Origin of the sequence: Sphingobacterium sp. UBA2480 (assembly GCF_002341965.1) — a bacterium.
Taxonomy (GTDB): domain Bacteria; phylum Bacteroidota; class Bacteroidia; order Sphingobacteriales; family Sphingobacteriaceae; genus Sphingobacterium; species Sphingobacterium multivorum.
On record NZ_DDPA01000007.1, the window covers coordinates 187346 to 213011 of the forward strand.

The 25666-nt window shown below is 37.9% G+C and carries 26 protein-coding genes; 12 read left to right on the forward strand and 14 right to left on the reverse strand.

The genetic code is table 11. The features are described from left to right. Nucleotides 1-61: 61 nt before the first annotated feature. On the forward strand, nucleotides 62-469 hold the full coding sequence (locus B3600_RS14050) for a VOC family protein (protein ID WP_046675059.1): 408 nt from the start codon (nucleotides 62-64) through the stop codon (nucleotides 467-469). A 255-nt stretch (nucleotides 470-724) separates the two neighbouring features. Next, nucleotides 725-988, forward strand: coding sequence for a hypothetical protein (locus B3600_RS14055; protein ID WP_070566961.1), 264 nt, complete (start codon nucleotides 725-727; stop codon nucleotides 986-988). A gap of 81 nt (nucleotides 989-1069) precedes the next feature. On the opposite strand, the gene B3600_RS14060 is transcribed toward B3600_RS14055, so the two are convergent. Further along, a complete protein-coding gene (locus B3600_RS14060) occupies nucleotides 1070-1693 on the reverse strand; it encodes an HPP family protein (protein ID WP_046675061.1) in 624 nt (207 codons plus the stop codon). 382 nt (nucleotides 1694-2075) lie between these two features. Here B3600_RS14060 and B3600_RS14065 point away from each other — a divergent pair, with 382 nt between their 5' ends. After that, entirely contained in the window at nucleotides 2076-2534 is a 459-nt protein-coding gene (locus tag B3600_RS14065; RefSeq protein WP_286753347.1) for a VOC family protein, read from the forward strand. A gap of 2 nt (nucleotides 2535-2536) precedes the next feature. On the opposite strand, the gene B3600_RS14070 is transcribed toward B3600_RS14065, so the two are convergent. The 4 genes from B3600_RS14070 to B3600_RS14085 form a co-directional block, all read right to left on the reverse strand. Beyond that, nucleotides 2537-2869, reverse strand: a complete 333-nt coding sequence (locus B3600_RS14070) for a winged helix-turn-helix transcriptional regulator (protein ID WP_046675064.1) — start codon at nucleotides 2867-2869, stop codon at nucleotides 2537-2539. A 93-nt stretch (nucleotides 2870-2962) separates the two neighbouring features. Beyond that, nucleotides 2963-4126 carry a PepSY-associated TM helix domain-containing protein gene (locus tag B3600_RS14075; RefSeq protein WP_286753348.1) on the reverse strand — a complete coding sequence of 388 codons (1164 nt, stop codon included), beginning with the start codon at nucleotides 4124-4126 and terminating at the stop codon, nucleotides 2963-2965. 85 nt (nucleotides 4127-4211) lie between these two features. After that, nucleotides 4212-4691 carry a hypothetical protein gene (locus tag B3600_RS14080; RefSeq protein WP_046675066.1) on the reverse strand — a complete coding sequence of 160 codons (480 nt, stop codon included), beginning with the start codon at nucleotides 4689-4691 and terminating at the stop codon, nucleotides 4212-4214. 172 nt (nucleotides 4692-4863) lie between these two features. After that, nucleotides 4864-5439, reverse strand: a complete 576-nt coding sequence (locus tag B3600_RS14085; RefSeq protein ID WP_286753349.1) for a GNAT family N-acetyltransferase — start codon at nucleotides 5437-5439, stop codon at nucleotides 4864-4866. 363 nt (nucleotides 5440-5802) lie between these two features. On the opposite strand from B3600_RS14085, the gene B3600_RS14090 reads away from it, so the two are divergent. Next, nucleotides 5803-7332 carry a DUF2931 family protein gene (locus B3600_RS14090; protein WP_286753350.1) on the forward strand — a complete coding sequence of 510 codons (1530 nt, stop codon included), beginning with the start codon at nucleotides 5803-5805 and terminating at the stop codon, nucleotides 7330-7332. A 15-nt stretch (nucleotides 7333-7347) separates the two neighbouring features. On the opposite strand, the gene B3600_RS14095 is transcribed toward B3600_RS14090, so the two are convergent. Beyond that, nucleotides 7348-7839 carry a GNAT family N-acetyltransferase gene (locus B3600_RS14095; RefSeq protein ID WP_286753351.1) on the reverse strand — a complete coding sequence of 164 codons (492 nt, stop codon included), beginning with the start codon at nucleotides 7837-7839 and terminating at the stop codon, nucleotides 7348-7350. A 278-nt stretch (nucleotides 7840-8117) separates the two neighbouring features. Between B3600_RS14095 and B3600_RS14100 the strand changes: the two genes are divergently transcribed. Then, nucleotides 8118-9845, forward strand: a complete 1728-nt coding sequence (locus B3600_RS14100) for a tetratricopeptide repeat protein (protein WP_286753353.1) — start codon at nucleotides 8118-8120, stop codon at nucleotides 9843-9845. A 134-nt stretch (nucleotides 9846-9979) separates the two neighbouring features. Here B3600_RS14100 and B3600_RS14105 read toward each other — a convergent pair whose 3' ends face one another. Further along, nucleotides 9980-10663 (reverse strand): YceI family protein, encoded by a 684-nt coding sequence (locus B3600_RS14105; protein WP_070566941.1) that lies wholly within the window; start codon nucleotides 10661-10663, stop codon nucleotides 9980-9982. A gap of 311 nt (nucleotides 10664-10974) precedes the next feature. Here B3600_RS14105 and B3600_RS14110 point away from each other — a divergent pair, with 311 nt between their 5' ends. The 3 genes from B3600_RS14110 to B3600_RS14120 all read left to right on the forward strand — a co-directional run bounded on the left by B3600_RS14110 (nucleotide 10975) and on the right by B3600_RS14120 (nucleotide 14730). Then, nucleotides 10975-11358, forward strand: coding sequence for a winged helix-turn-helix transcriptional regulator (locus tag B3600_RS14110; protein ID WP_046675072.1), 384 nt, complete (start codon nucleotides 10975-10977; stop codon nucleotides 11356-11358). A 158-nt stretch (nucleotides 11359-11516) separates the two neighbouring features. Beyond that, nucleotides 11517-12863 (forward strand): acid phosphatase, encoded by a 1347-nt coding sequence (acpA, locus tag B3600_RS14115; RefSeq protein WP_286753354.1) that lies wholly within the window; start codon nucleotides 11517-11519, stop codon nucleotides 12861-12863. A 34-nt stretch (nucleotides 12864-12897) separates the two neighbouring features. Continuing rightward, a complete protein-coding gene (locus B3600_RS14120; RefSeq protein WP_286753355.1) occupies nucleotides 12898-14730 on the forward strand; it encodes a cytochrome-c peroxidase in 1833 nt (610 codons plus the stop codon). 105 nt (nucleotides 14731-14835) lie between these two features. On the opposite strand, the gene B3600_RS14125 is transcribed toward B3600_RS14120, so the two are convergent. Together B3600_RS14125 and B3600_RS14130 are read right to left on the reverse strand one after the other, a co-directional pair. Further along, entirely contained in the window at nucleotides 14836-15348 is a 513-nt protein-coding gene (locus tag B3600_RS14125) for a GNAT family N-acetyltransferase (protein ID WP_046675073.1), read from the reverse strand. Between the two features lie 305 nt (nucleotides 15349-15653). Further along, on the reverse strand, nucleotides 15654-16013 hold the full coding sequence (locus tag B3600_RS14130; RefSeq protein ID WP_046675074.1) for a response regulator: 360 nt from the start codon (nucleotides 16011-16013) through the stop codon (nucleotides 15654-15656). Between the two features lie 211 nt (nucleotides 16014-16224). Here B3600_RS14130 and B3600_RS14135 point away from each other — a divergent pair, with 211 nt between their 5' ends. After that, nucleotides 16225-17016 carry an NIPSNAP family protein gene (locus B3600_RS14135; RefSeq protein WP_286753356.1) on the forward strand — a complete coding sequence of 264 codons (792 nt, stop codon included), beginning with the start codon at nucleotides 16225-16227 and terminating at the stop codon, nucleotides 17014-17016. A gap of 13 nt (nucleotides 17017-17029) precedes the next feature. Here B3600_RS14135 and B3600_RS14140 read toward each other — a convergent pair whose 3' ends face one another. The 4 genes from B3600_RS14140 to B3600_RS14155 all read right to left on the reverse strand — a co-directional run bounded on the left by B3600_RS14140 (nucleotide 17030) and on the right by B3600_RS14155 (nucleotide 20759). Next, complete coding sequence (locus B3600_RS14140; protein ID WP_112375845.1) at nucleotides 17030-17431, reverse strand: hypothetical protein; 402 nt, start codon at nucleotides 17429-17431, stop codon at nucleotides 17030-17032. Nucleotides 17432-17621: 190 nt separating this feature from the next. Then, nucleotides 17622-18416 (reverse strand): helix-turn-helix domain-containing protein, encoded by a 795-nt coding sequence (locus B3600_RS14145; protein ID WP_286753357.1) that lies wholly within the window; start codon nucleotides 18414-18416, stop codon nucleotides 17622-17624. 80 nt (nucleotides 18417-18496) lie between these two features. Next, nucleotides 18497-19054, reverse strand: coding sequence for a hypothetical protein (locus tag B3600_RS14150; protein WP_046675076.1), 558 nt, complete (start codon nucleotides 19052-19054; stop codon nucleotides 18497-18499). A gap of 166 nt (nucleotides 19055-19220) precedes the next feature. Continuing rightward, the gene (locus B3600_RS14155) at nucleotides 19221-20759 is read right to left on the reverse strand and encodes an ArnT family glycosyltransferase (RefSeq protein ID WP_070566930.1); all 1539 of its coding nucleotides are present in this window, start codon (nucleotides 20757-20759) and stop codon (nucleotides 19221-19223) included. A 232-nt stretch (nucleotides 20760-20991) separates the two neighbouring features. Here B3600_RS14155 and B3600_RS14160 point away from each other — a divergent pair, with 232 nt between their 5' ends. The 3 genes from B3600_RS14160 (at nucleotide 20992) to B3600_RS14170 (ending at nucleotide 24848) form a co-directional block, all read left to right on the forward strand. Further along, complete coding sequence (locus tag B3600_RS14160) at nucleotides 20992-21918, forward strand: 2-hydroxyacid dehydrogenase (RefSeq protein WP_046675078.1); 927 nt, start codon at nucleotides 20992-20994, stop codon at nucleotides 21916-21918. 151 nt (nucleotides 21919-22069) lie between these two features. Continuing rightward, nucleotides 22070-24139, forward strand: a complete 2070-nt coding sequence (locus tag B3600_RS14165; protein ID WP_286753358.1) for a M48 family metallopeptidase — start codon at nucleotides 22070-22072, stop codon at nucleotides 24137-24139. Nucleotides 24140-24257: 118 nt separating this feature from the next. Further along, a complete protein-coding gene (locus B3600_RS14170; protein ID WP_159333213.1) occupies nucleotides 24258-24848 on the forward strand; it encodes a dihydrofolate reductase family protein in 591 nt (196 codons plus the stop codon). Between the two features lie 50 nt (nucleotides 24849-24898). Here the strand turns inward: B3600_RS14170 and B3600_RS14175 are convergent, their stop codons facing one another. Then, the gene (locus B3600_RS14175) at nucleotides 24899-25396 is read right to left on the reverse strand and encodes a DinB family protein (protein ID WP_046675081.1); all 498 of its coding nucleotides are present in this window, start codon (nucleotides 25394-25396) and stop codon (nucleotides 24899-24901) included. Between the last annotated feature and the right edge of the window lie 270 nt (nucleotides 25397-25666).

Consider the following 25666-nt stretch of genomic DNA (forward strand, 5'->3'; position numbering starts at 1 on the left):
GCCAAGTTTTTTTTGGACGGAAATTTTCATCTTTGTTAGATCAGTAGCAATTAAACTTTAAATGATGAAACAGATATTTATAAATCTCGCAGTAGCAGATGTGAATAAGTCAATGGATTTTTATACACAATTGGGCTTTACGAACAATCCTCAGTTTTCGGATGAGCAAGGCAAATGTATGGTTTGGAGTGAGCATATCTTTGTTATGCTTTTATCTCCGGATAAGTTTAAAACATTTACGGAAAAACCGCTTGCAGATACAAAAAAACAGATCGCAGGACTATTTTCACTTGCTGTCTCTGGTCTGGATCGTGTGAACGAAATTGTTGATAAAGGACTGAAAGCTGGCGGTATAGAACCCACGCCAATGAAAGACTATGGTTTTATGCAACAGCGAAGTATTGAAGATTTTGATGGGCATACCTGGGAGATATTTTACATGGATATGAGCAAATTTCCAACCGCATAAAAATCACAACGGAATAATCGGTGAAAGCAAGGTCCCTGCAGTAATGTAAGGGACTTTTTCTTTTGATTTTAACGTAGCGAAGCAAGTGTATGCCGACCATTGCCGCGGGCGATTTTTTATAGGAAGTACGAATATTAAATCATGGTAAGCGAATTATAGTTATGGCTTGTCAAAAACGGATGTGCACCCTACATTTGACGAAATGCTCGTTCGTGTTAGATAAGCGGATTAGTATTAGATCATAAAACTTGACATATGTTTAAAAATAGAAAGCTCAGCAAAAATCCGCTTCATTATGTTTATGCGATAATATGGATTCTTATATTTGGTTCCATCGCTTATTACGTTTATTCAGGTGCCGCATTTAAACCGGAGAATGGTAAAATCCATTTGGTCGCCATACTTATTGCTTGGGTGGTGGAGTATTTGGGGCTTACAATTACAAGTTTACTATTCCTTCTGTATGGAATTTATCGGGCTATAATAACTGTTTTAGATGACGGAAAGAAGCGATCATAAAAGGATAGCGTTTGGGCGTCTACCCAAAACGCTATCCTTTATTAGTTTTAGATCGTGTTATTCAATAGATCATAAAGACTTTTAATCAAGACTCGATGGGCTCCTGCTTGTTTCAAAACGGGTTTTTAAATGCTGTCTTCTTGAGCGGCGTAAACGTGATTTTTTTACAGGATAATGTCTCTTTTTCGTGATATTGTTAAAGATCAGAGCCACCAGGAATAAAATTATGCAACCCGATAGTACTGGACTTAATACATACCAATATCCCATCGATGAAATTTTTGTTCCGCTGCTGACGGCAATGAGTGCTGTTGCTCCACCAGGAGGGTGTAGTGTGCGTGTATGCTGCATACAAACAATGGACAAGGCCACGGCGAAGGGAGCGGTCAGCCAGATAATATCGGGAAGGAGCTGTGCAACGGTAACACCGGCGATTGCAGAAACAACATGCCCACCAATTAAGTTGCGGGGTTGGGCAAGTGGACTTTGTATGGCACCATAAACCAAAACCGAGGAAGCTCCGAAGGAGCCTATCAAAAAGATATTTTCCAGCGAAGGTAAATGAAGAGATTGGATATAAGCGATAATAAATATTCCTACAAAGGCGCCAATAAATGACCAAAAATGTTCCCAAGGATCGACTAATGTCTCTCTATAGATTACATATCTATAGATCCGTAATTGTCGGTGAAGATGCTGTTTCATTTTATTTGCAAATATATATAGACTAAGGGCTTTAAACTTTGCGCATTCTATCTCGATTTTTGAAGAATTTATAACATCCGATTTCTTATGTTGGATGTCACGATACTTTGGACAGTAAAGTCCATCGAAATGATGTCTAATGAATACCTCATATTTATAGACTCATGGTAGTTACAAAGCTTTTATTCCTTCTTCAGATCGAGAAATTTAATGGGCAAAAGTACATTAAAATAATAAAATCTATCTCCTATAATTTAAAATCTCCCTCTGATACTGCTAGTTTTAACGTATACTCTTTTATGGCCACCAGCGCAACTTACAATTTTGTAAGTTGTTCCAGTCACCAGAAAAACAAATTAGTTTTGTTCAAAAAATATACTTTATGGAATTGAAAGATAATATTGTGGGTTTTCACCACCTGTCGATTAAGGCTCAGGATTTTAATAAGACAATTGGATTTTATGAAAATCTCGGTTTTATTATTGTGCATGAATGGTCATTACCCGAGTTTAATTTAGAACGTTGTGCTATGCTTTTTAATGCCTCTATTGGCTATTATTTGGAAATTTGTGATAAGAATGCTGCTATTCCAACGCAGGGAAGAAGGCGTATAGAAGGGGAGGAATATGTCGAGAATGCGCTACTTCATCTGTGTTTTACGGTAGAAGACGCCGAAGATGCCCGAATACAGGCTATCGCCCATGGTGCTCAAGATTTGAGTGATGGAGTATTTCAACTCATACTCAGCCAAGGTAAAAAAGATGTTTTTGTGCGAAATAGCCTCGTTTACAGTCCGAATGGGGAAGTGATTGAGTTTTTGGAGCGTGTTGATTTTAGTTAAGGTTAGTCGTTGTTAAACCCAGAAAGCGCCGCCAATAGGGGTTTTAGTTTACGACTTTTATCGGTCAGCGAATAGATTGATGCTGTTTTACTTCGGTCTTTTTGAATGAGTCCGTCCAGTTGTAATTCTTTCAATTGTTTTGCAAGTGTACGATCGCTGACTTGGGGAAGGAGAATTTTGAATTCCGAGTAGTTCGTATCCTGCTCCAGGAGTTTGAATAGAATCGAAAGCTTCCATCGGCCACTGAATAATGCCAGCGTCTTGGAGGCGTTACAGAACTGTTGTAATGCTTTTTCATTGATTGCATTCGTCGAATTTTCTTTGCGGTCTTTCATAGCAGCTAATATCGATCATTTCTTCTATTATTATCTAGTCGTGTGTCTGAGATAAGAATTCATTTGAATAAGTTTAAAAATAAGGATAATACGCTATGTTATGGTTTGAAGTTGAATTGCTTTCTTCTTTTGGCTTTTTGACGGTTTCTTCTTTCTTCTTTTGTTCAACCATATCCATATTCCTGTGATGGGGAGAGAAGCGGCTAGTGTAACGGCTAAGAATACAATAATTTTAGAAGGTAATCCAAATATCGACCCCATATGAATAGATTTCATCATACGTTGAGCCTGTTGCGCCAAAGGTAATTTTTCTAAAGGGTTATTTTTAAGTAGTTGTCCGGATTTGCTGTCAAAGAAAGCCTGGTTGATCTGTAAAGTTGCATTTGAAAAATTTTCCTTAGTTAGTGCAAAAGCTAAGTCCTTCTTTTCGGGAAACGTGATAATTATATTTCCAGAGCTGGGATATAGGCTGTTTAGCTGCTGATAGATCGTATCCAGCACGAGGTAGTCTGAAAAAGCCTGATTGTTGATGTTGCTGATTTTCTCTTTTGTTGATTTTTGGGTTGAACCCAATACTTTATAGAATTGTTTATTGTACCAATCGAAACTCCAGGTCAATCCCGTCAAGGTAAAAATAATTAAAAACAAAGATGCGTAAAAACCGCCCACTGCGTGAAAATCCCAGATTTTTCTTTTGAGAGAGGCTGCCATTTTTATCGTTACACGTTGTTTGAGCATGGATTTATTTTTTGGCCACCAAAGGTAAATACCACTTAGGGCAAGAAAGAAAGCCGCTAGAGCTGAGATTCCAGTTAGGGTACTTCCGATTTTTTCGACGAGAAGAAAACGATGGATATCCAAAGTCTTTTGAAAAAAGCGGTCACTCTGCCGACCTTTGGATAATAGTGCTCCTGTATAAGGATTTATATATGCATACCAGTATCCGGTCTTTTTTTGTCCATACTGAATACGGAAACTACGGGAAGGATCTGCTGGAATTTCGATGCGAAACAACTTCTTGTCCGGAAATATAGCTTCGGCTTTTTGGGAAATATGTGCAAGGGAAAGACGATTGCTTTGTACAGTTACCTGCTGTTCTTTCGGCCATAAAAGTGGGGTAAGCTCTTTTTCAAAGCTCAATAACATCCCTGTCACGCAAACAGTAAAAAAGATTATACCAAATAATAAGCCCAAATAAAGATGCAATTTTCTAACTATATTTTTTAGGCTTTTTTGTTTAGCTCTTTTAGTTGTCATAGATGCGCTGTCAATCGGATGAACAGCGCAAAAATACAGTATTATCAGTAATTATTCTAAATAAACGTAAAGTTTAATAGTACCGTTAATCGTCCCAATCCTCATTATCGTCGTAATACTCTTCTGGTCTTCTGTCAAGAGGTACATCTTTGACCACACGAATCGCAGCATTTCCTAAGTTGACATTCACGAGAAAAGAAGGGACATTCACAGAAAAGTTCCATCGGCCATTGGTCATATAAACATATCCGCCCCGATAAGGATCATAGAATGTTTTGTAATCGCTAAAGTACACATGATGTCTCATGTCGTAGTGATGTGCACTAGCCCATCTTGGACGGCCATGATCATGTTCGTATGCATGTTTCCAGTATTTGCGATCTTGCTTATCGCGTTCGCGCACATATTTGTCGTACTCTTTTTCCCGTTTTCGAATGTATTTTTCACGGTCCTTGTTGCCATGCCAGCCATGGTCACCATGTCCTCTGTGTTGTGCTTGTGTTAAAGCTGGCGTCGCCAGAACTAGGCTTAGACAGCCCACCGCAATTGAAATTAGCTTTTTCATTATTCCCAAATTTTCATAGTTATTTTCTAGAATACAAAATCCTTGCCAATTGATCAGTGGTTATGTCTGATCTAATTGGTGTCGTCTGCCAGAGCTGCTTGGACTTCTTCTCAAAAGATACTGATTAGCGGGATAAGGTCTGAAATGGCGATAAATTAGATAAAAGCCGTATCTAATCAAGTTGAATATACATGTGATAATATTCGCCCCCTACTAAAGGAGTTTTTTTGCCGAGTTTGAAACCAATCCTTTCATAGAGTTTTTGTGCATTGGGATTCTCTAGGTCGACGAGCAGGCCAACTTTCTTAAAACCATTTTGCTTGGCATGTGTAATCGCATAATTTAAAAGTTCTGTCCCGATACCTTTGCCCCGTGCCATGGGAGCAACCGCAATTGAATCGATATAAAATTCGTCGCCAATTGTTTCGGCTTCTGGAATCAAATTATTATTGTACAGTTCCTTCATATGATCCAAAATAGGCTGTCTTAATTCAATAAATCGATCACCATCGTAACCGGTTAATGAGCCTAAAATATGTCCATTGTCGTCAATTGCGACAAACGTATGCTCATAACTATAGAGATTACCTTTTTGCTTGAAGAGCTGCGTTAAGAAATTTACAGCCTCGCTTCGATCTTCTTTTTTGATAAAGCGAAATATAATGTCTTCCATTGCCTGGAGCATAATTTCAGGGACATGATGTGCGTCGCTTTCCTGGGCACTTCTAATGTTATGATGTATATCCATTTTTTTGAAGAATAAAAGCGAAGTTAGTAAACTTAAATGATTTTCGTTAAAGGGCTTTTGATCGGATTTTTTTTCGAAGAAATTTTACTATAACGAGCGATATCTCGCTGAGGGGATAAAGTCGACCGTTTATTGAATGTAATATGAAATGGCTCAATGTATCGATCCTGACGAAAACGGATAACAGTTAATTAAATACTTCTTGTGAAAAAAATATATTGTCCACGTTGGATCGAATAGTTGATCAATGTATTTGAATATTGATCGGCTTATATTCATAAGACATTTCTTGTTATTTTTGAATCGTGTTGTTGTCAGTTATACGGCTTTCGGCAGCTTTTTTTGGATTAAAAACAAATTACAATGATTTTAAGAGCGACAGTTTCTGCTTTTTTGGTTGCTATCATCAGCCTAATTGCGACCTTACTTGTACAGAATGCAGATCTAAATATGGTTTATGCTGCATTTTGCTGTTCGCCTTATTTTATTGTTATCGCCTTGGTTTATTTCCATTTTAATTTCTTTCGGAAGAAGTTAAAGGTCTTAGAGAAACCAAAATTCGCTTTTGAACTTGGCTACGGTTTTCTTTTTTATTGCTTATTTTCTTTATTGCTTCCGGTACTTCTTTTTTTATCAACCTTGGGTGATGAATACGAGCATCGGCTTTATGCAGATCTAGGGGGAGTGATTAAGGAAATGTTTCCCTTGATTTTAACACTCAGTATTTTCCTGACATTCTTTAGTAGCGTGATTATCACATGGGCAATAAAATCCTGGAAATATTTGGTTCCGACTTTGCTTGGATATCTTATTTTACTACCGATTATATTCGCGTTCTCAACGACAATACGTGAGTTTAATGACCTCAGGGAAGAACGCCTAACACAAGAAGATAATATCAGAGAAGGGCGCTATAAATGGTTCTGTGCGATGAGTAATCCAGCAGCTTATCCCGTCCAGTTATATAGTGGCCGTTTTATCTTTCCGAAAGATGAAGATTATGAATTTACATTTAGTGAAGGCAATATCGTAAACTATAACGCCGTGTGGGGACAAGCTGGAGGCGGTACATATGAGCAGGTGATGTCATTGCCTAAGGCATTAGACGTTACTTGGTATTCCTTTGCTGAAGATGTTTTTTATCGCATGAACGGTCCGATTGATTATAGTAAATTGCGGAGGTTGTTCAGTACACCATACCAAGAAAAAGGAGCGATCAAAACTAATGATGAACATTATAATAAGATTATTTTGGGTTTTGCTCCTGGCGGTGTACTTGTAGTATGGGCCAGTGGGACAGGACGTCGTCAGGTCGAAATCGGTCGTTATCAAGCCGAAAAAGTAGTGATCCATGCTACGGATACATCCAAAGATAATGGAGCGTACGGTAATGTCTTTAATCAGGAATGGCGCGATCAAGTATTGTCCGATACATCGATTATTCCTTCGGATGTTCAACAAGCCATTGCAAATAAATCTATTCCCTATGGCTACTGGGATAAATTACGGCAACGTTATCCTGTACAGCCTAAATTTGTATTGTCTTCTGACATAAAAGCATTTGATGCGGACTTTGAGTTTTATAATTCCGAACGATTTGTCTTTGATGAGCGTCTTCGGGATATGGACATGGCATCTCGAGGTATTCCCAAAGATGTGTACATCAAATGGTATGATCAACATAATAACCGATGTGCTGCGCGGTTTTTGTTTGATGAAACTGAGACATTTAAGAATTTCGCTTCATTTTTTAATGACAAAAAGGACGTTGGGGCTATGCTGGAGTTCAGTGTTGACACAAAGACTAAAATAGCAACAGCGACATTAAGAACCGATAGTGAAAGTAAGCTGCTTTTGAAAACTGAAGTAATCGACTATGGGGAGCATTTCTAAAATTTGGAAGTGAATCTAAAGATCTTTTTTCATGTTATAATTTGGTATTTCGACTTCAGTTCTTATTTGTATCTGCTCAGCGATAACTTTAAATCCATTTGCCTCAAAAAAGGGTTTCGCGGTTTTACTTACGTCAGCAGTCACGAAAGTTCTTTCTTGTCTTCTTGCTTCATCTTCCAATGTAGTATAAAGTTTTTGAGCAATCCCTTGGCGTTGAAAATCTTTATGGACATACATGACATCGACATAGTTTCCATGATTGAGGGAAGCGAACCCAACCATTTTCTGATTTAGCATAGCTACAATAAAATACTGATCTTCGATTAACCGATGCCAACGGCCATGATTATTGACGGACGATACCCATGCTGCAATTTGCTCGTTATTATAATCATCTGCGCATACAGTCGCAATAGTTTCAGAAAATAGGATTAACATTTCTTGCAGATCTTGCAATACTCCTTTTCGGAGAGTCAATCCCATTGTTTTTGTTTGAATTTTGGTCATCTTTTGGAAAAAGTGTTAGATAAAAGGCCTGATATGCCAAACCTAATGGGTTGCAGTGGTATCAAAAGAAGGCGAAATTTTAATGAAAACGTGTAATTATGTTAAAGTTATAAATATTATATTTATAACCGCAAGTCGGCGATCCGATTTACGAACAATAAGTCAGTATTAACCATTTTCTCGGAGGCTTTTGCGTATTAATTTCACAGAATTGTTGAAATTAATTTATCGGTTATGCCAATAGGCAGACAGAACGTTGAAATTGACCTTTTTCAAGCATGAAGACCATATTTTATTTTTTTGTATTCGTTTCTTTGGTATTGTCAAGCAACTTTAATCATGTATGTGGGCAATCTGTAGTGGAAATAGCTGCAATTAAAAACCCTGTTGTCCAACTGGAGGCTGCTCTTCAGTTGCCTATTAGGTTTGATGGTGATACGATAAAATTGAAAAATGCCTTGGCGCCGTTTTTGGAATTGGCAGACAAAAAAAGAAGTGTTGCTTTAAAATGGGCTTATTATATGCGTATGGCTGACGGTTTCTCAATTGCGTTTGATCGCATAAATTCATCATCTGAGCGCTATTATCGTTTGGCTGAGCAGTTGCTCCGTGTACATCCGGATCCTGAATTAGAAATGTTGGGTTGTGCCCGTGAAGGGTATTACAACTTTATCTATAGACGGGTAAAAGAAGCATTTCCGTTCTTTTTACGAGCGAATGATTTAAAATCTAAAGTTACTATCAAAAAAATCCCCATGGTAGTCAAGCATTACCAATTTATGGCGAGTTTCTACAGCTACATTGGTGAACAGGCAAATGCTGTTGCTTATTTAGAGGAAGCGCTACCTTTTACCACGCCGGCTGCACGGGAACGTGTCGATCTGATCAATTCCATTGCTGTATATCTAGCAAAGGACTCGCTCGATCACCAAGCTTTTACCTATTTGAATCGCGCAATGGATGAAGCTAAATTGGCGAAAGATTCGGTTTGGATTGGTATCATTTCGGGTAATTTAGCAGATCATGCATGGCGAAAAGGTGAAAAGGAAAAAGCTATTGGGTTAGTTAAGAAAAATATTGAGCTTTCTATGCGTTATAATGAGCGGAAAGATGCGATGCGTGCAAATCTCAATTTAGCCAATTGGTATATCGAATTGAAAGAATGGAAATTGGCTGAGCAATATGTGATGACCTGTGAAAGTTTGATGGAAGATAAGCCCTATTTTTTAAAATATAAAGTAGAATTAGCAAAATCCAAGTCTAACATCATGCGGGGGTTAGGACGTGGAGGGGAGGAGCTTAAGCAATTGCATTTGTATCTGATGTTGAAAGATTCGTTGGAAAAAAGGATGAATGATAAAGAGATACAGAAAATGTTGTGGCAAAGGGAGTCTGAAAAATACAATCGGACTATACAGGCTACTGAAGAAAAACGGATTCGGACAAAACGCATGTATCAGTTTATAGGCATTGTTCTTCTCTTGATTTTTGCCATAATTGTATTGTTGGTCAATAAGTCGAAAATTAAAATTAAGATGCGGAATACTTTACTAGAAAAAGACCAACTTGCGCTTGCCTATGAAAAACAATTGCTAGATCAGGAGCTAATGATTTTACGAAACTCTTTGACTGAATTTACATCCACCATCCGCCAGAATGATGTCGTTATCCAGCAACTTAGGCAGGAGGTGGCGAAGATCTCCGAATCTGATCCGGCGTACATCACGCAGGTTACGGATAATTTGAATGCGCTTTTGCAGCAACACATTATGACAGATGAGCGGTGGCAAAAATTCAAACATGTTTTTAACAAAGTGTATCCCGCTTATCTGACACAAATGCGGCAAACTTATCCAAAGGTTACCGAGAATGATCTTAAGATATTAGCGTTGCTCAAATTGGATTTAAGTAATGCGAGTATGAGTGAATTGCTGTGTGTTTCGGTGGAAGCCGTTCGTAAGGCAAAACAACGGTTGAAGAAAAAATTAGAGCAAACCGAAAAGTAAGGGAGATTCACATTTGATCCATGTCTTGAATAAAGGTGATCTCGTATTTGGAGGTTATTTAAATCAAATAGATTAATCAAGTAGAGTTTACCCGATTAATCTATTTGCTAAGAGCGACGAAGCGCTATCGAAATCTATTTCGCATTTTTTGCAGTGACATTAAGTTCAATGTCAACGTTTTGTGCGATCATCCAATCTTGAGGATTACCTTCTGTACCGTAAGTAAGACCCCAATCTTGTCTTTGGATCGTAAATTTAGAATAGAATGTTACTTCATCACCATTGAAAGTAATTTTTGCAGGGAAAGTTACATTCACCGTTTTATCTTTGATGGTTAAGTTACCACTAACTGTATTTGTCGCATCAGCAACAACACTTTTTCCTTGCGCTGCATCAAATGGGCCAACTTTGGTGATTTCGAATTTTGCAGTTGGATATTTTGCTACGTCAAAGAAATCAGCACTTTTTAAATGTGCATCCAGATCTGATGATTTTTTGCCACCGGATGTCGCAGGATCTACAGAAGCTGTATCTGTCAGAATAGAATTGACATCGATAGTGAAAGTACCACCAGTAACTGCGTTATTTTCAGCTGAAAGTGTTCCTTCGCTTTTCAAAACACCATATCTTGGGTTTAAACCGCCTTTATGGTAACCAGTCCATTTTAATGAGCTTTTATCTGCTTCAACAGTGTAAGTCTGTCCTTTTTGTTCAGTTACTTCCTGAGCAGTTGTTGTTGTTGCTTTGTCGCCATTTGTATTTTGACAAGAAGCTAACAACAGGATAAGGGCTAAACCCGAGATTAATTGCTTTTTCATTTTTAATCGTTTTATTTTTTATATGTTATTTACACTTTATATTTTGCCACATCAACTGTGCCAATTTGCAGCTGCTGATGTTGTCGATACAAAGGTAGATGATAGATAGTTTATTTTTGGTATCAGTTTCCTTAAAGAAACTACTTTCCAAAAAGATAGTGGTCTGTAACTTTATAAATGCGTATTTTTGTAAGAATAAAGAAATCATGTCAGTGGCACCAAGCTTTGCTTGTGTGTTCATTTATCGTTGATCGTATCGGGGATAAGGAAGCCTGTGAGGGTAGAGCGTACATGAATAAAAAAATAATGTAATGAAAAAGGAAGCAACTTTAACGTCGTCAGGTGCATGCAAAACACGTGTGTTGGCCATTAACGATACCATGGAGATTTTGGCCGGAAAATGGAAATTTCATATTATAGGTACCTTATTGTTGGTTGAGAAATTACGTTTTATGGAACTGCTGCGCGAAGTTGAGGGGATAGGTGCGAAGATGTTGTCTAAAGAACTGCAGGATTTAGAAATGAACCAGCTGATCAGAAGAACAGTATTAAATACCAAACCTCTGACGGTGGAGTATGAATTGACCGAATGCGGAAAAACTTTGGGCCCAATCATCGATGAGATTACGAAATGGGGTATAACTTACCGAAGTAAGCTTTATACCAAAAATGGGGAACTGGAAGCGACGACCTAATATGTAAACACGCCTTTACTTTTAGTGATAAGAGGGAGGATGCCTGTAAAGAACCTGATACGTTGGTAGCAAATCCCTTTGATTATAGGTTATGAAAACGATAATAATTGTAAGTTTGTTCTAGAAATTACAGTCTAACCTACTAAAAAGAAGACAGGATGCGGTTACAACACTTACTTTATTTGTCTCTTGGAGTTTTGAGTATCAGCAGTTGCGGAGTTACCAAAAACGCCCGACACCAAGAGATTCCCTTTGATGAAGGTATCAAAAGAATTAACCATGTGGTTGTTATTTATATGGAAAACCATAGTTTTGACAATCTTTATGGCGAATTCAAGGGAGCCAATGGCATAGCGAATGTCAGAAAGGGTGATTTTTTACAGGTAGACGAGAATGGTAAAGCCTACCAATACCTCCCCGAAATTCCACGTAACAATTCCTTTCCAACCAATCTACCCAATCAATTTTTTAATATAGACCAATATGTACCTTCGGATAAGGCGACGCCCGATGTTACACATCGGTTTTATCATAATCAATTGCAGATCAATGGTGGAAAGATGGATAAATTTGCACTCTATAATGATTCCAAAGGTTTAGCGATGGGCTATTACAATACAGAGAAGCTACCTTTGTATCCGTTTGCCAAAGCCTATACATTATGTGATAATTTCTTTCAGAGTGTATTCGGCGGATCCTATTTAAATCATATTTATATGATTTCTGCGGCTATTCCTGTTTGGCCTGATGCACCAAGCTCATTGGTTGCTAAACTCGATGCAAATGGAAAGATGATTAAAGATGGTGTAGTTACGCCAGATGGTTATGCAATCAATCATGTGCTTTCTCGCAACAAACCTTATCCCGCGAAATCTGATACTTCCAAATTATTACCTTCTCAGACTATGCCGACCATTGGCGATCGCTTGACAGCGAAAAATGTAAGTTGGGCTTGGTATTCAGAAGGCTGGGATGACGCTGTTGCCGAACGTAAAAATAATTTTGCCTACAATCATGAGCCTTTTTTATATTTTGCTAATTATGAGGATGGTAAGGAAGGACGACAACACATGAAGGATCAAAACGATTTTATCAAGGCCGCAAAAGAAGGAACGCTTCCTAGTGTATCTTTTGTTAAACCAGGTGGGGGCAATGATGAGCATCCTGGAAGTTCGGCAGTCTATTCATCAGAACAACTTGCTGTTAATTTGATCAATGCTGTATTGGAGGGACCGAATGCAAAAGATGCGTTGGTGATTTTGACCTACGATGAATTTGGTGGCTTTTTTGACCATGTTAACCCACCCGTCGTTGACCGCTGGGGACCTGGTAGCCGAATCCCGGCAATTGTCATTGGACCATTTGCTAAGCGTGGTGTAGTGGATCATACGCCGTATGAGACAGTGAGCATCCTTTCATTTATAGAAAAACGCTGGGGAATAGAGCCTCTTGCTGAAAGGGATAAAAAAGCAAATCCCTTTAGAAATGCGCTCGTTTTCAAATAGTCGGTTTTTATATCGAGAGATAGGAAATTGAACTATGTGTAAAAAGGTTGTCGTTTTTATCTTATTGGTTGCAATAGTATTTACCCTCGGATTTACTACAGGGCAGCCTGTTTATACAAAACAAAAAGAAGGCAATGCCCGAGAGCATCTGATTCAGAAAGAAGTACTGGGTCAGATGCTTTCTTTTAAGACATATATCAAGGATACGCTGCAGGCCGAAGTACAGAAAGGTACGGTGGATACGCTACGTCTCAGAAGAGCCTTTTTGACGACAAGGCTACTTTTTAAAAAGTTTGAATGGGCTTCGGAGTATTTTACTGCAGATCTATCCAGAAGGTTAAATGGACCTCCGGTGGAGGAAGTTGAAAATGCGGATTTGTTGGATCCCTCTTTGGCTAGAGGGGTGGAGCCTATTGGATTGCAGGTGATTGAAGAGCTTATCTATCCCACTTACGATAATAGCAATAGGCAAAAGCTAATTCGTGAAATCGAACATTTGATAACCAATACGGATTATTTGATTTCCTATTTTGAAGATCATCAATTGGAGGATTGGCGCATTTTGGATGCTTCGAAACTTGAAGTATTTCGGATTATATCTTTGGGGATTACCGGATTTGATAATGCACTTTCTCGAAATAGTATGATCGAGTCTTCTATGGCGTTAGGCAGCCTACAACAAATTCTTTTGCAATATGAAGGTAGAAAAGAAACGCTAACATTGATGCTTAAAGGGGCGATCAAATATTTGCAACAACACGCGGAATTTGAATCGTTCGATAGAGCGCAATTCATTACCCAATTTGCCAACAACATCAGTACAGAGATAGCACAGTTGGAACGTAATCTGTCTGGCCCTAAAATCAGATACAATCGAATGCTTCGGCAAGACGTCAATACGATGTTTGATCTGAATGCATTTAATGTAGATGCCTTTAGCCCGGGACCAAAATTTCACTTCAGCAATGAAAAGGCCGTACTGGGAGAAAAATTATTTTATGATGTTGCTTTGTCAGGAACACATACGAGAAGTTGCGCTTCATGCCATCATCCTGACCTTGCATTTACAGATGGGTTGAACTTGCAAGTGGACATTCATGGTTCGGGACGTTTGCTCAAACGTAATACGCCTACTTTGCTCAATGCGGCCTTACAGTCCAACTACTTCTATGATATGCGTTCGTTGACGCTGGAAGAACAGATACACGATGTCATTGGTAATAAGCAGGAAATGGACGGCTCGGTAACTGATATCGTTCAATATGTTTCTTCGGATAAAATCTATCGGTCATTATTTAATAAAGCATTCAATACAGTGGATGGCCCAATCTCAGCAGAGCAGGTAAGCAATGCACTTGCTTCTTACATTCGTGGCCTGACCAAAATCAATAGCCGATTTGATGATTATATGCGTGGGGATAAGAACGCATTGTCCAAATCGGAAGTGAATGGGTTTAATTTATTTATGGGCAAGGGAAAATGTGCGACCTGTCATTTCCTGCCTTTATTCAACGGTGTTACACCGCCCAAATTTATTCAGAGCGAAGTCGAAGTCCTAGGAGTTCCAAAATCCATGAAAGATTCTGTGCTGGATTCGGATTTAGGCTACTATGATATCATTGGTGTTGATTCTTATAAATATGCTTTTAAAATACCTTCTGTCCGGAATGTAAAGAAAACTGCTCCCTATATGCACAATGGGATCTATCGGACGTTGGATGAGGTCATGGAATTTTATAATAATGGGGGTGGGGCAGGACTGGGGATCAAATTATCCAATCAGACATTGTCAGATGAAAATTTGCATCTGAGTGAAAAGGAAATGAAAGATATTATTGCGTTTATGGAAAGTCTCGAAAGCCAATAAAATGACTACGATTCAATATACGCATTCAAGATGGAAAAGCTATTATTTTTACCCTATCTTGGTTTGCCGGGATTGATCAACAGTCAAGTTAGTTAGCCTTACTGACTATAGGAATAAACTATAATACATGGAGTAGCCAGTTGTTCCGTCGAGCCATTGCACAAGTTCTTTATGACTATAATGAAAACCGGCTTTTTGGATAGCGGCTTTCGAAATCATATTTATTTCACGATGGCTTATCGTCAGTTTTCTTAATTGATTCTCGGTGGCCCACGCCATTCTTATTTTATACAAAAGACTCGATAGACCTAATTTTCTGTACAGCGGCTGTATGAAGGACTGACCAAAGTAGGCCTCTTCTTTATTCAACAGCAGCATGCTGGTTATCCCAATCATTTTTTCATTTTCGAAAAGACCAAAAACAATGCGTGGGTATCTTATGCGTTCTGCCCAATCCAAGTCAGATAGTTCTATTTCAGGAGGAGTGCTCCGTCTAAAAAGTGTAGGTTCGGTTTGAATTGACTCGATACGCATCGCTTTGTAAAGTGGAGATTCGTTCTCTGCAAGCTGACGGATATGGAATGAACCTGATTGAAATGCTAAAACGGGCTCTGACATAACGTAATTAATGCTGTCTTAATGATTATTTCTAATACTATAACGCGAAAGTATGTATTATTATTTATACTTCAAATGTGGTATAGCATTCCTTCTCAATTGCTGATTCCCGATGATTATGGCGCGACAACTACGACGATATATGCCTGCAATTGAGCAAGCCGCAATTGTATTAAAGTAACACATGATCCTATTCGTTTCAATGTGGCCTTATGCGCAATTAGGACATCAAAATATAAGTTTCAGGAGTAGCATTTCCGTAATGGTGCTAAAATATGTAAAGATGCTGAATTATAAGATTAGAACTACAGTAGTTCGGCTATTCTATTTTCTAAGTCTTCTAAATCAAAGGGCTTGGCGAGATAGCTGTCTGCTCCGGCTTGCTGAGCTAGTGTTTCGATATCGGTATTAGCGGATAGATAGATGACAGGGATATTGCAATATAAGGGATGATTTTTGAGCAATCGTGTGGCTTCTACACCGCCTATTTTGGGTATCCAGTTGTCCATCAAAATTAAATCAGGATGTACCTCTTCTACTTTTTCGATAATATCATGAGACGTTTCAGAGACCGCCATATTATAGCCATTTGTTTCGAGGATTATAGTACATATTTCAAGGACATGTTTATCATCGTCCAACATAAGTATTGTTTTGTTTGACATGTTGCAGCTTTAAAAAAAGGTGGAGCTAAATTAAATAAAAAGCTATTGCGAGAATAAGGTTAAAATACCGATTCGAATAAGTATAAACCCGTATTTTGGATATATAAAGATGAAAAAGGGAGTTAATTTGCTGGGTTAGTCTAATTTTGAACTATCAAAAATAGTATTATCTTTATTTTTTAATTAATATCCAATGTTGTCCTGAATTCTAATGAAAAAATACATTTTTATTCCCAATTGGCATTTCATATTGCCGCTATTATTTATCATGGCAGGAAATTGCCTGTTCGCTTTTGAGAAATCGAAACAAGCGTATTTTCAATTGAAAGTATATCATTATGAGAACGATGAGCAGGAGAAAGTCATTGATCAGTATCTTGAATCGGCGTATTTGCCGGCATTGCATAAATTGGGATTTAAAGAGGTCGGGGTATTTAAGCCCTTAGAAAATGCTGCTGGTCAAGATAGATTGGTTTATGTGTTCATCAGCGCTTCTGATCTCAATTTACTGGTTAATTTGGATCAGCGGCTTGCCAAAGATCAAAAATACCTGGAGGCTGGAAAGGCTTATATTGAGGCAGGTTATAGTAATCCTCCTTTCAAAAGGTTGGAGACAATATGGATGAAAGCATTTGAAGAAATGCCCAAATCGGCGGTTCCTAAATTATCTGTTGAAAAAAATAAACGCATTTATGAACTACGCAGTTATGAGGCCGCAACCGAGCAGCTTTCTGCAAATAAGATAGCGATGTTTAACAATGGAGAGATCGATATTTTCAAAAAACTGAATTTTAATGCTGTTTTTTATGGACAGGTGATTGCTGGTAGCACAATGCCCAACCTGATGTATCTGACGACATTTGAAAACATGGAAGATCGGAATATACATTGGAAAGATTTTGGACCTTTATACAAACCAATGCAGGATTTACCGCAATATCAGAATAACGTTAGCAAGAGTATAAAAGTACTGTTATATCCCACTGCATATTCTGATATTTAGTGGTTGAACTTGTTTATCTTCTCCTAACAAACAAATTGAATTTTTTGCACCAGTCAAAAAAGCTGGCTAACGCCTGTTTGTCCAATTTTTCAAAACTGTAAATCTTATGGGGATAGGGAAGGGCATTCGTATAAATGCCGGTATTTGCTAATATTAGCATCGGATTGCTGTTATTAATTTTGTCAAAATATTTGCCTAGGATGGTGTAGTGTGTTTTAAATAAGGATTCAACAGTTTCATTATTAGGGACTAATGAAATGGTGTAATCGTAGTCATCATGTTGCATTTTTTCACAGTCGCATATCCTGTTTTTTCCTAAAGCAACTTCATTTCCACTGTCCCAAAGAAAATTTGCGACTTCAAAAAATAAATCGTTTTTGATATGCCCGACGGGCTCAGCGATAAAATATCTCATTCCTTTTCTCTTTTATTTGTGGTGTTCTTCTTGATATTTAATGGACTACAATCTCCTTTCTGTCGGATTTAGATAATCATTAAAGACGCTGTTCGAGTTGTCGCTAACGACGGGCTGAACCAAGCTTTCTAACACAAAGAAATACCAATTCGCTCTAGTTTAAAAGAGATAAAAAGTGGTAAATATTGGACTATTCAAGGTTTCTATTTCGAAAGGTAAGAGCTGTCATACCGGTTACTTTTGAAAATAGACGTGAAAAATATGGATAGTCGTCATAACCTAGCTCTACTGCAATTTCTTTTACAGATTTATTTGAATGGTAGAGCAAACGTTTTGCTTCTAATACAACGCGTTGCTGAATATGATAAGTAACGGGTTTTCCGGTTGTTTTTTTGAGACATTCATTGAGATAGGCCGTTGATATTTTCATTTTCTCTGCATATACTCTAGGCTGTTTAATGTCAATAAAATCTTTATCTAACAGTGAACTGAACTGTTTGCTGATCAGTTCGAATCTAGACTGTGCATCACTTTTAGCTGATTGGATTAAATACTGCGAGATAATAAGTGCCGCGATGGTATTGCAGCTATCTTTCATTAGTGCAGTATATAGTTTTTCATGTCTTCTTTCGTTGATTTTTAAACAGGTGTCTACAGTCTGGGATAAGACCGCCATTGTATCCTGATCGATTTCGATGGGAGCAATCGTCGTAATATCCTTTAGCGCGTTTACGTAGTCTGAGTTTAGGTTTTCTACACTGATCATTAAGACACTAAAAGCGCTGTAATCCATAGCTAAACCCCGATGTACTTGGTAAGGCTGGATGATCATTACGGCGGAGGAGCCTAATTGATAGCGCTGAAAATCTACTTCAAATATTCCATTTCCCTCTTCAAGAATAAAAAACAAGTAGAAATCATCACGATGTGCCTGACTTATCTTAGCTAACTCTAAATTTCTGACAGCATTCCTTTTTATAGCCATTCCCGAATTAAACTCATTAGGAAATGAATTTAATGGGATGGTATTATTTTTTTTTGAGGCTGACGGATTCACGCTCAAATTTAAACATTTGTCAAGATACTAATGATGTTTTTTCTATATCCGGGGTCTTTTTCTCGAAGTTCGAGAATATTGTGTTTTAAATCGATGTTGACATACCATTCCGCGTAATGATGTTTTTCATTTCCGTCGTCAAAGAAAACTTTAGCTTTAATATATTCTTCATCAAAATATTCCGGGTGCCCACTGACGATAAAGGCGGTCGATCCAATATTATCGTGCATTTTAAAGGATGTACCATCAATTTTAAAGAGGCTATTTAAGGCTTTGGTAAAATTGTCACTTAATTTGCCAATCGAATAGAAATTGATCCCTTCGCGATAAAACCTTTGTTTATCGACTTCGGTATCGACAATGCCCAATTTCATGTCGGGACGAAAGGCGATTGCCAAACCAACTATCTCTCTACCCCAAAGCCCCTTAGCTTGGACAATATGATGTTCGTCGTCATCTTTCCAGTATTTTGTGACGGTCAGCTGTAAATCTACAAAATCATCGTCTTCACTAACGTCAATCTGTCTCAAATTACTTTGTCCTTTCAAGAAATTCAAAAAGCGCATAATTATCCTGTTAATTTGGTGTTAAGCTCCATGGCGTAGTTATGATACCAGAAGATATACGATAAGTATCATTTGCGCTGGAAGCCTTTGGCTATTGAATTAAATATACTATTTTTTAATAAAAAAATAGACTGGAATTAGCTTAATCGCTTAAAAAATGATCTATTTACAAAGGAAGTTTCTTCGCTGTTTTTTCTGATGCGATCTCTTTGGAGATACGTTCATTGATATTGATTTTTGCATGAATAAAAGTGAAGATTACTGTGCCATATTCCCTGGCGTAGCTATTTGTAATGGAGTCGGCCAATATTGATTTGCCGAAGAAAGGACTTGTTATTGCTAGTTCTCTTTCTCGTTCCCAGCGATCTTTAATTCGAATAACATTGCGGTATGGTTTATTCAAATCAAACCAATTGATGTAGTCAGCATTGAATGAAACAGCCTTAATTCCGCGTTTGGAATAGTAGTTTATGGCGCCGGCCTGCCCATAATTGTCGCAAAGTACCAGCGTATTTTCCGATCTAGGTATTTGGTCATAGAGACTATCGACTTTGCGTGCAAGTTCTTGCCATCCCAACATATCCGCAAAATCTTGCGGGAGCGGATGCTCTTTACCGTCCTCCCAGGTCAACATACCATACTTTCTGTATTTATCGGGATGGTTCACAAAATATGCCGGATTTCTATTGGGAAATGCAATATTATAGACCGGAAGAAATAGGATCGCAGTTAAAGCGATCAAAATAGGTTTTAAAATCTGACCGGTTTTATTTTCCAAAAGTGATGAAATATAAACTGCGCCAAAAGCAAAATATATAGGGTAAAGACCTATTGCATAATAATCTTTCGCTCTTAGAAATAAGAAGATTCCAAGGGTGATAAAGAATGAGTAGAAGAACAGACGATATGTTTTAAATGCAGGATGTTTCAGCAGTGCATATAATCCAAAAATGAGGACGGGAAAGGTCCCGAAAAAAAACAAAAATTGAGAACGTATGAAGCTCCATTGGTTAACATGGACAAGTTGCGTATCTTGAAGTTCTTTGAAATGAACAAATACAGGAAAGTTATTTTTGTATTGCCATATTATATTGGGAAGGATAATTAGTATGGCGATGAGTATTCCGTAATATAGCTTTTTTTCTGTAAATATTTTTCGCTCCGGAACCAATGCGACTGCGGGGATCAAGCCCAAGATGAGAAATACGATGTTATATTTATTTAGAAATCCAAGCGCAAAAACAATAGCCATATAAAATAACCACTTGGATTGTCTGTTGTTTAAATATTTTATTATACAGTAATATATGGAGGTCCAACATAAGACATCAAATGAATTAGGTTGATATAAACCATTCAAACGGAATAGTACAGAAAACATAATACAACAGCTTCCAAAGAACTGTGCAAATAGATTTCCTTTCAGCGATTCTATTGTTTTCCAAACGATAAGAATCGTTAAGGCTCCGAAAAGTGCCGGGAAAAACTTGATCCAAAAGACAGAATTGCCAAGTATTTTGATGAGATAGGAAATCCACGATGTTAATGGTGGTACGGAAAGGTAGCCCCAAGCTAAATGGTTTGCTTGATCTATATGTAAGAATTCATCGCGCTGCAATTCGTAGGTTGGGCTAATCAACTGGTATTGCATAATGAATTTAAAAATGATTAGGCTTATTAGGATAATTCGGTTTTTGAGTGCCATCTGAATCTGCGTTTATGGATGTCCTCCACCAATTTACGATTAAAATAGATTCTAAACTTTGTTTTTTAATAGAATCGATTGTTTCAGCTAATTTGGACAGACAGCTAGCCCACTGTTTTGTCTAAATAAAGGAAATCATCACAAAATTTTTTGAAAACGTAAGACTAAGAATCCCCAAGAAAGCAAACGATAGATCGGCATAAAATGTTATTTTCGTGTAAACCAACAAAACATGAGTATAGCATTAATACTGAATAGGGCCAGGGCCGAGGAGTGGAAGGTAGAAATCAATAAATATTTACCTGAAATAAAGGTGGAGATCTTCCCTGAGATTGAAAATTATGATGCGGTCGAATTTGCGCTTTGTTGGAAACCTGAAGCAGATTATTACACTCATTTTCCAAACTTAAAAGTTATCCAGTCTGGGGGCGCCGGAATAGATCACCTTTTTCCCAAAAGTATTTCATCCCATCTCCGCATTTGTAGGATTATCGATCCCATGTTGAAAAGCGATATGTTTGAACATGTTTTGACTTGCTTGATGCATTCGATGAAGAAGTTTTCGGCTTATATAAACGAAAAAGAAAAGAAACATTGGCAGCCCTTGCTATACAAATCAATTGGTGAAACCAGAGTTACTATCTTAGGATTAGGCGAAATTGGTGGTTATGTGGCTGAAAGGTTGGTCCAATTGGGATTCAACGTAAATGGGTGGGCTAATTCACCTAAAAATCTTAAGGGAGTGAATTCGTTTACTGGAATGAAAAGACTTCGTTCTGCCCTTGAAGACACGGATTTTATGGTTAATATCCTACCATTGACCGATGCAACAAAGGGAATTCTAAGTTGTGATTTGTTCAATTTGTGCCCAAAAGAAACTGTACTCGTGAACGTTGGTCGAGGGGAACATCTCGTGGAAAGTGATTTGTTGGATGCAATTGATGGAAAGAAAATTGCCGAAGCATATCTGGATGTATTTCATCAAGAACCATTACCGCAAGATCATCCCTTTTGGGATTGCCCATCCATTGTGATAACCCCGCATGTTGCGAGTAGGACAAATATTGGCTCTTCCGTCTTACAAGTGGTGGATAACTATCGAAGAATGGTTGACGGGCGACCTTTGCTCAATGAGGTTTCTTTACAAAAAGGTTATTAGCAATTTAAGATGTACGTGGGTTTGAGGCATAATGCATTTATTGGTATTTTATCGGATAAGTTTGCAAAGTTGGTTTGCTGTAAACTTATAGGCAAGTGGATTTTATTTTTTAGATTTATATAGTCAATTATCCTTGCTTTATAAACAATTTATGAAGGTACAAGTATCTACAAACTTTAGGAAACACGCGCGTAAAACAATTTTATCTATTGTTGTGTTTGCGATTACTTATGTTATTCTGCTGCTTTTCGCAATAGGTATTACAGTTGGTTTTACCATACTTGGAATAATGATTTTCACAGCCAAGCCCATGTTTTACACTGCAATTTTATGTTTGGGCTTACTCGCTACAGGTCTGACTATACTGTTCTTTTTATTAAAATTTGTTTTTGCGTCAACAAAAGTTGATACGGGACATCTTACGCAGATATATGAGCGCGACGAACCACAATTATTCGCACTTATTCATGAGGTCGTAAAAGAAGTTGATACCAGCTTTCCAAAGAAAGTTTTTCTATCGCATGAGGTCAATGCATCTGTATTCTATGACTCTAGTTTTTGGAGTATGTTTTTACCCATTAAGAAAAATCTTCAGATTGGTGTGGGGCTGGTGAATGCAGTTACTCAACAGGAATTAAAGGCTATTCTTGCACACGAGTTTGGACACTTCTCACAAAAGAGCATGAAAGTGGGTAGCTATGTTTACCATGTTAATCAGATTATCTACAATATGCTGTATAAGAATGAATCGCTGGATAATATGTTTGATAAATGGGGCAACATCAGTGGGTACACTGCGATTTTTATTGGCATATCAGTGTTTATTATCCAACAGATTCAGCATATTTTGAAGCATCTTTACGAATATGTAAATCTCAATTATTTGGCATTATCGAGAGAGATGGAATTTCATGCGGATGAGATTGCGGCACATGTTGCCGGTTCCCAGGCTTTGGCTGATTCGCTGCTGCGCTTGAGTTTTGCAAATCATGCACTAAATAATGTGCTTACCTTCTATGATAGCAAATTTTCTGAAAATATCCGCAGTCGCAATATTTATCCCGAGCATCGCTATGTCATGCTCCTGTTTGCGGAACGCAATAGATATCAAGTGCGAAATGGTTTTCCCCAGATCGAATTAGCGACTTTAAAAAAATATGATAAATCGAAATTAAATCTTGAAGATCAATGGTCATCTCATCCGTCGGATGAAGATCGGGTAAAGGCATTACAGCAGCTTAATATTGTCAAGAAAGAAATCAACAACGCACCTGCTATTGAATTGCTAGCTGATCGTGCTGCGGTAACAAACCAGATTTCGGACAAGTTGTTTGCGCAGGTACAGTATCAACATCCTCCTTCGCTGTTAGAAATAGCATCTTTCAGTGCGGATTTTGAAAATCGGATGAACAAGTATGCTGTTGATCAAAGATTCAATGATTTCTATGACTACAATCATCCTGTACGAAAAGGTGAAACGCCAATTTTTCAGGATCAGCCAAAGCCGACTTTTGATGAATTATTTGCCGATAGTAGAGTTGACGCATTATATGAACTTAATAGCCTGAAAAATGATAAGTATGTCGTTGAAGCAATCGGCAAAGGCGAATTAAAGTTAAAGTCGTTTGACTACGATGGTATAAAATATCGTGCTGCGGATGCCTTCGAATTACTGGGGAAAATTGAAGATAATATTGTAGCTACGGAGCATAAAATTACCCTCTATAACCAACAGATCCACTCTTATTTTGCACGCTTAGCGGATAACCAGGGGATGTGTGAAGAGTTTGAACGGAGATATTATGATTTTGCTTTTTTCGATAAAAATTATGAAGAGGCACAAAAACTTTATGCTGACATGACGGAGAACACCCGGTTTATATTTCAGACTTTGCCTTTCGCAGATATTGAGGCTAGGTTGCGAGACGTCAAACCTATGGAAGGGGAGTTAAAAAAGAAACTGGCAACACTTATGGCACTTCCTGGAAGCAAAGACGAATTGGATGATACGTTGCTTACGTCATTGGACACATATATCAATAGGGAATTAATATATTTTAATGTAGATCGTTACAATGAGGATAATCTTCAAATTCTTTTTAATGCCATCTCGGTCTATAAAAAGTTATTGGATGATCAGCATTTCGCGAAGAAAAAGCACTATTTAGATTTTATGCTTACCCTTGAGGAGGGTAAGGGGCAGAAAAAAGGACTGTCGTAATTGCCCTTCTATATTGACGGTTTGTCCCCGCTGTACGTCGAATGAAATGGTTTAATTTTGAGAGACAGTAACCCAATTTTAAATTGGATTTGTTTTATTGAAAACTAAAGTTTTTGTTATGCGGAAATTAATAATGAAAATGTCTATTTCCATCGATGGATTTGTTGCGGGCATCCACGGTGAACTTGATTGGATGTTTAAAAGTGGCGACGATCATTCTAGCGCATGGGTTTTAAATATTTGTGAATCTGCCGGCATTCATCTAATGGGTCGAAAGACCTTTGAAGTAATGGCTTCCTATTGGCCTGCTTCGACAAATCCTTTTGCGGCAGCAATGAATGAAATCCCTAAAGCTGTCTTTACAAAAGAGGGCTATCATCCCAAAACAAAAGATTTCGCAAACAATACAAAGCTTCCTGCGAATTCCTCTTGGATGAATGCCCGGGTTTTTGATGCAGGTCTCATTGAAGGAATTAAAGCACTAAAAGCAGAATCTGGGAAGCCAATATTGGCGCATGGCGGAGCTGAATTTATGCGAAGTTTAATTGAAACCGGATTAATTGACGAGTATCATTTGATCACACATCCAATTGCATTGGGTACTGGGCTGCCCATCTTTGACGGTCTTTCCAAACCCTGTGAACTAAAGCTTATGCACGCGCAGGTTTTTCCAGGTGGTGTTGTCGCACATACCTATTGTCCGGCGTGAATGAACATACGACATCTAGATGTCGTATGTTCATTTCAGCAGCTAGCTTTTTAGAAATTCAGTGAATCGGCAGAGGGGCCATAACTTGCTGGAAGGGGAATATCATTGAGTCTATAGTAAACACCTAATTGTGCCCTGTGATGTGTAATCTGGTTTAATGAGTGACGAATAGCACCGTATTTGCTCCAGCTTGCCAGTTCATGGCCGTCATTTTTAATGGTCCAGCTTGGAATTAAGTCTTCCTCCTTAGCTGTTTCTAAAGCCTTTTTTCCGGCTTCGTAATCTTCGTCTAATTTTTTTAAGAGATCATCCCGGGTCAATAGACTTGTTGGCACATAAGCACTTTTGGCAAAGTCAAGTTCTGAAGTCTTTAAAATGGTACTTGGCCATTCGAAAACTTCGACTAAGTGGGTTGCCAGACGCATCATTTTCATGCTTTTTTCATGTGGGACATATTCATTCTTGCCTTCAGGAAAAAGTGCGATAAAGTTTTTTGTAATTTGATATTCATTCGCTAATTCTTCTTTTAATTGTGGTAATGTTTCCATGTTTTTTACTGTAATAATTTAAAATTCGATTAGTTATCCTACTAATAGCCTTCGCACTGGAATTGTTTTTTCGTTTAATATTTTTCTTTTCCTACTAAGGTTAAACAAAGATATAATCACAGGGTGACAGCTATGTGTCAGTATGAATTATCGATTTATGATAAAAATAAAATAGTGGCAGTTCTTATTATCTCATGTTGTTGAAAACTTGGACTGCAAAGGTTCGAGTATTTGTTTTTTTTATAACGTTTATTTACGCAAGCGCAGCAA

Coding starts and splice junctions, on each gene's coding strand:
- B3600_RS14110 (WP_046675072.1), top strand. CDS start 10,975: ATGAAAAAGGAAGCAACTTTAACGTCGTCAGGTGCATGCAAAACACGT.
- B3600_RS14160 (WP_046675078.1), top strand. CDS start 20,992: ATGAGTATAGCATTAATACTGAATAGGGCCAGGGCCGAGGAGTGGAAG.
- B3600_RS14125 (WP_046675073.1), bottom strand. CDS start 15,348: ATGTCAGAGCCCGTTTTAGCATTTCAATCAGGTTCATTCCATATCCGT.
- B3600_RS14130 (WP_046675074.1), bottom strand. CDS start 16,013: ATGTCAAACAAAACAATACTTATGTTGGACGATGATAAACATGTCCTT.
- B3600_RS14120 (WP_286753355.1), top strand. CDS start 12,898: ATGTGTAAAAAGGTTGTCGTTTTTATCTTATTGGTTGCAATAGTATTT.
- B3600_RS14080 (WP_046675066.1), bottom strand. CDS start 4,691: ATGAAAAAGCTAATTTCAATTGCGGTGGGCTGTCTAAGCCTAGTTCTG.
- B3600_RS14050 (WP_046675059.1), top strand. CDS start 62: ATGATGAAACAGATATTTATAAATCTCGCAGTAGCAGATGTGAATAAG.
- B3600_RS14170 (WP_159333213.1), top strand. CDS start 24,258: ATGCGGAAATTAATAATGAAAATGTCTATTTCCATCGATGGATTTGTT.
- B3600_RS14060 (WP_046675061.1), bottom strand. CDS start 1,693: ATGAAACAGCATCTTCACCGACAATTACGGATCTATAGATATGTAATC.
- B3600_RS14105 (WP_070566941.1), bottom strand. CDS start 10,663: ATGAAAAAGCAATTAATCTCGGGTTTAGCCCTTATCCTGTTGTTAGCT.
- B3600_RS14070 (WP_046675064.1), bottom strand. CDS start 2,869: ATGAAAGACCGCAAAGAAAATTCGACGAATGCAATCAATGAAAAAGCA.
- B3600_RS14155 (WP_070566930.1), bottom strand. CDS start 20,759: ATGGCACTCAAAAACCGAATTATCCTAATAAGCCTAATCATTTTTAAA.
- B3600_RS14065 (WP_286753347.1), top strand. CDS start 2,076: ATGGAATTGAAAGATAATATTGTGGGTTTTCACCACCTGTCGATTAAG.
- B3600_RS14090 (WP_286753350.1), top strand. CDS start 5,803: ATGATTTTAAGAGCGACAGTTTCTGCTTTTTTGGTTGCTATCATCAGC.
- B3600_RS14100 (WP_286753353.1), top strand. CDS start 8,118: ATGAAGACCATATTTTATTTTTTTGTATTCGTTTCTTTGGTATTGTCA.
- B3600_RS14140 (WP_112375845.1), bottom strand. CDS start 17,431: ATGAGATATTTTATCGCTGAGCCCGTCGGGCATATCAAAAACGATTTA.
- B3600_RS14145 (WP_286753357.1), bottom strand. CDS start 18,416: ATGGCTATAAAAAGGAATGCTGTCAGAAATTTAGAGTTAGCTAAGATA.
- B3600_RS14165 (WP_286753358.1), top strand. CDS start 22,070: ATGAAGGTACAAGTATCTACAAACTTTAGGAAACACGCGCGTAAAACA.
- B3600_RS14135 (WP_286753356.1), top strand. CDS start 16,225: ATGAAAAAATACATTTTTATTCCCAATTGGCATTTCATATTGCCGCTA.
- B3600_RS14095 (WP_286753351.1), bottom strand. CDS start 7,839: ATGACCAAAATTCAAACAAAAACAATGGGATTGACTCTCCGAAAAGGA.
- acpA (WP_286753354.1), top strand. CDS start 11,517: ATGCGGTTACAACACTTACTTTATTTGTCTCTTGGAGTTTTGAGTATC.
- B3600_RS14075 (WP_286753348.1), bottom strand. CDS start 4,126: ATGACAACTAAAAGAGCTAAACAAAAAAGCCTAAAAAATATAGTTAGA.
- B3600_RS14055 (WP_070566961.1), top strand. CDS start 725: ATGTTTAAAAATAGAAAGCTCAGCAAAAATCCGCTTCATTATGTTTAT.
- B3600_RS14175 (WP_046675081.1), bottom strand. CDS start 25,396: ATGGAAACATTACCACAATTAAAAGAAGAATTAGCGAATGAATATCAA.
- B3600_RS14085 (WP_286753349.1), bottom strand. CDS start 5,439: ATGGATATACATCATAACATTAGAAGTGCCCAGGAAAGCGACGCACAT.
- B3600_RS14150 (WP_046675076.1), bottom strand. CDS start 19,054: ATGCGCTTTTTGAATTTCTTGAAAGGACAAAGTAATTTGAGACAGATT.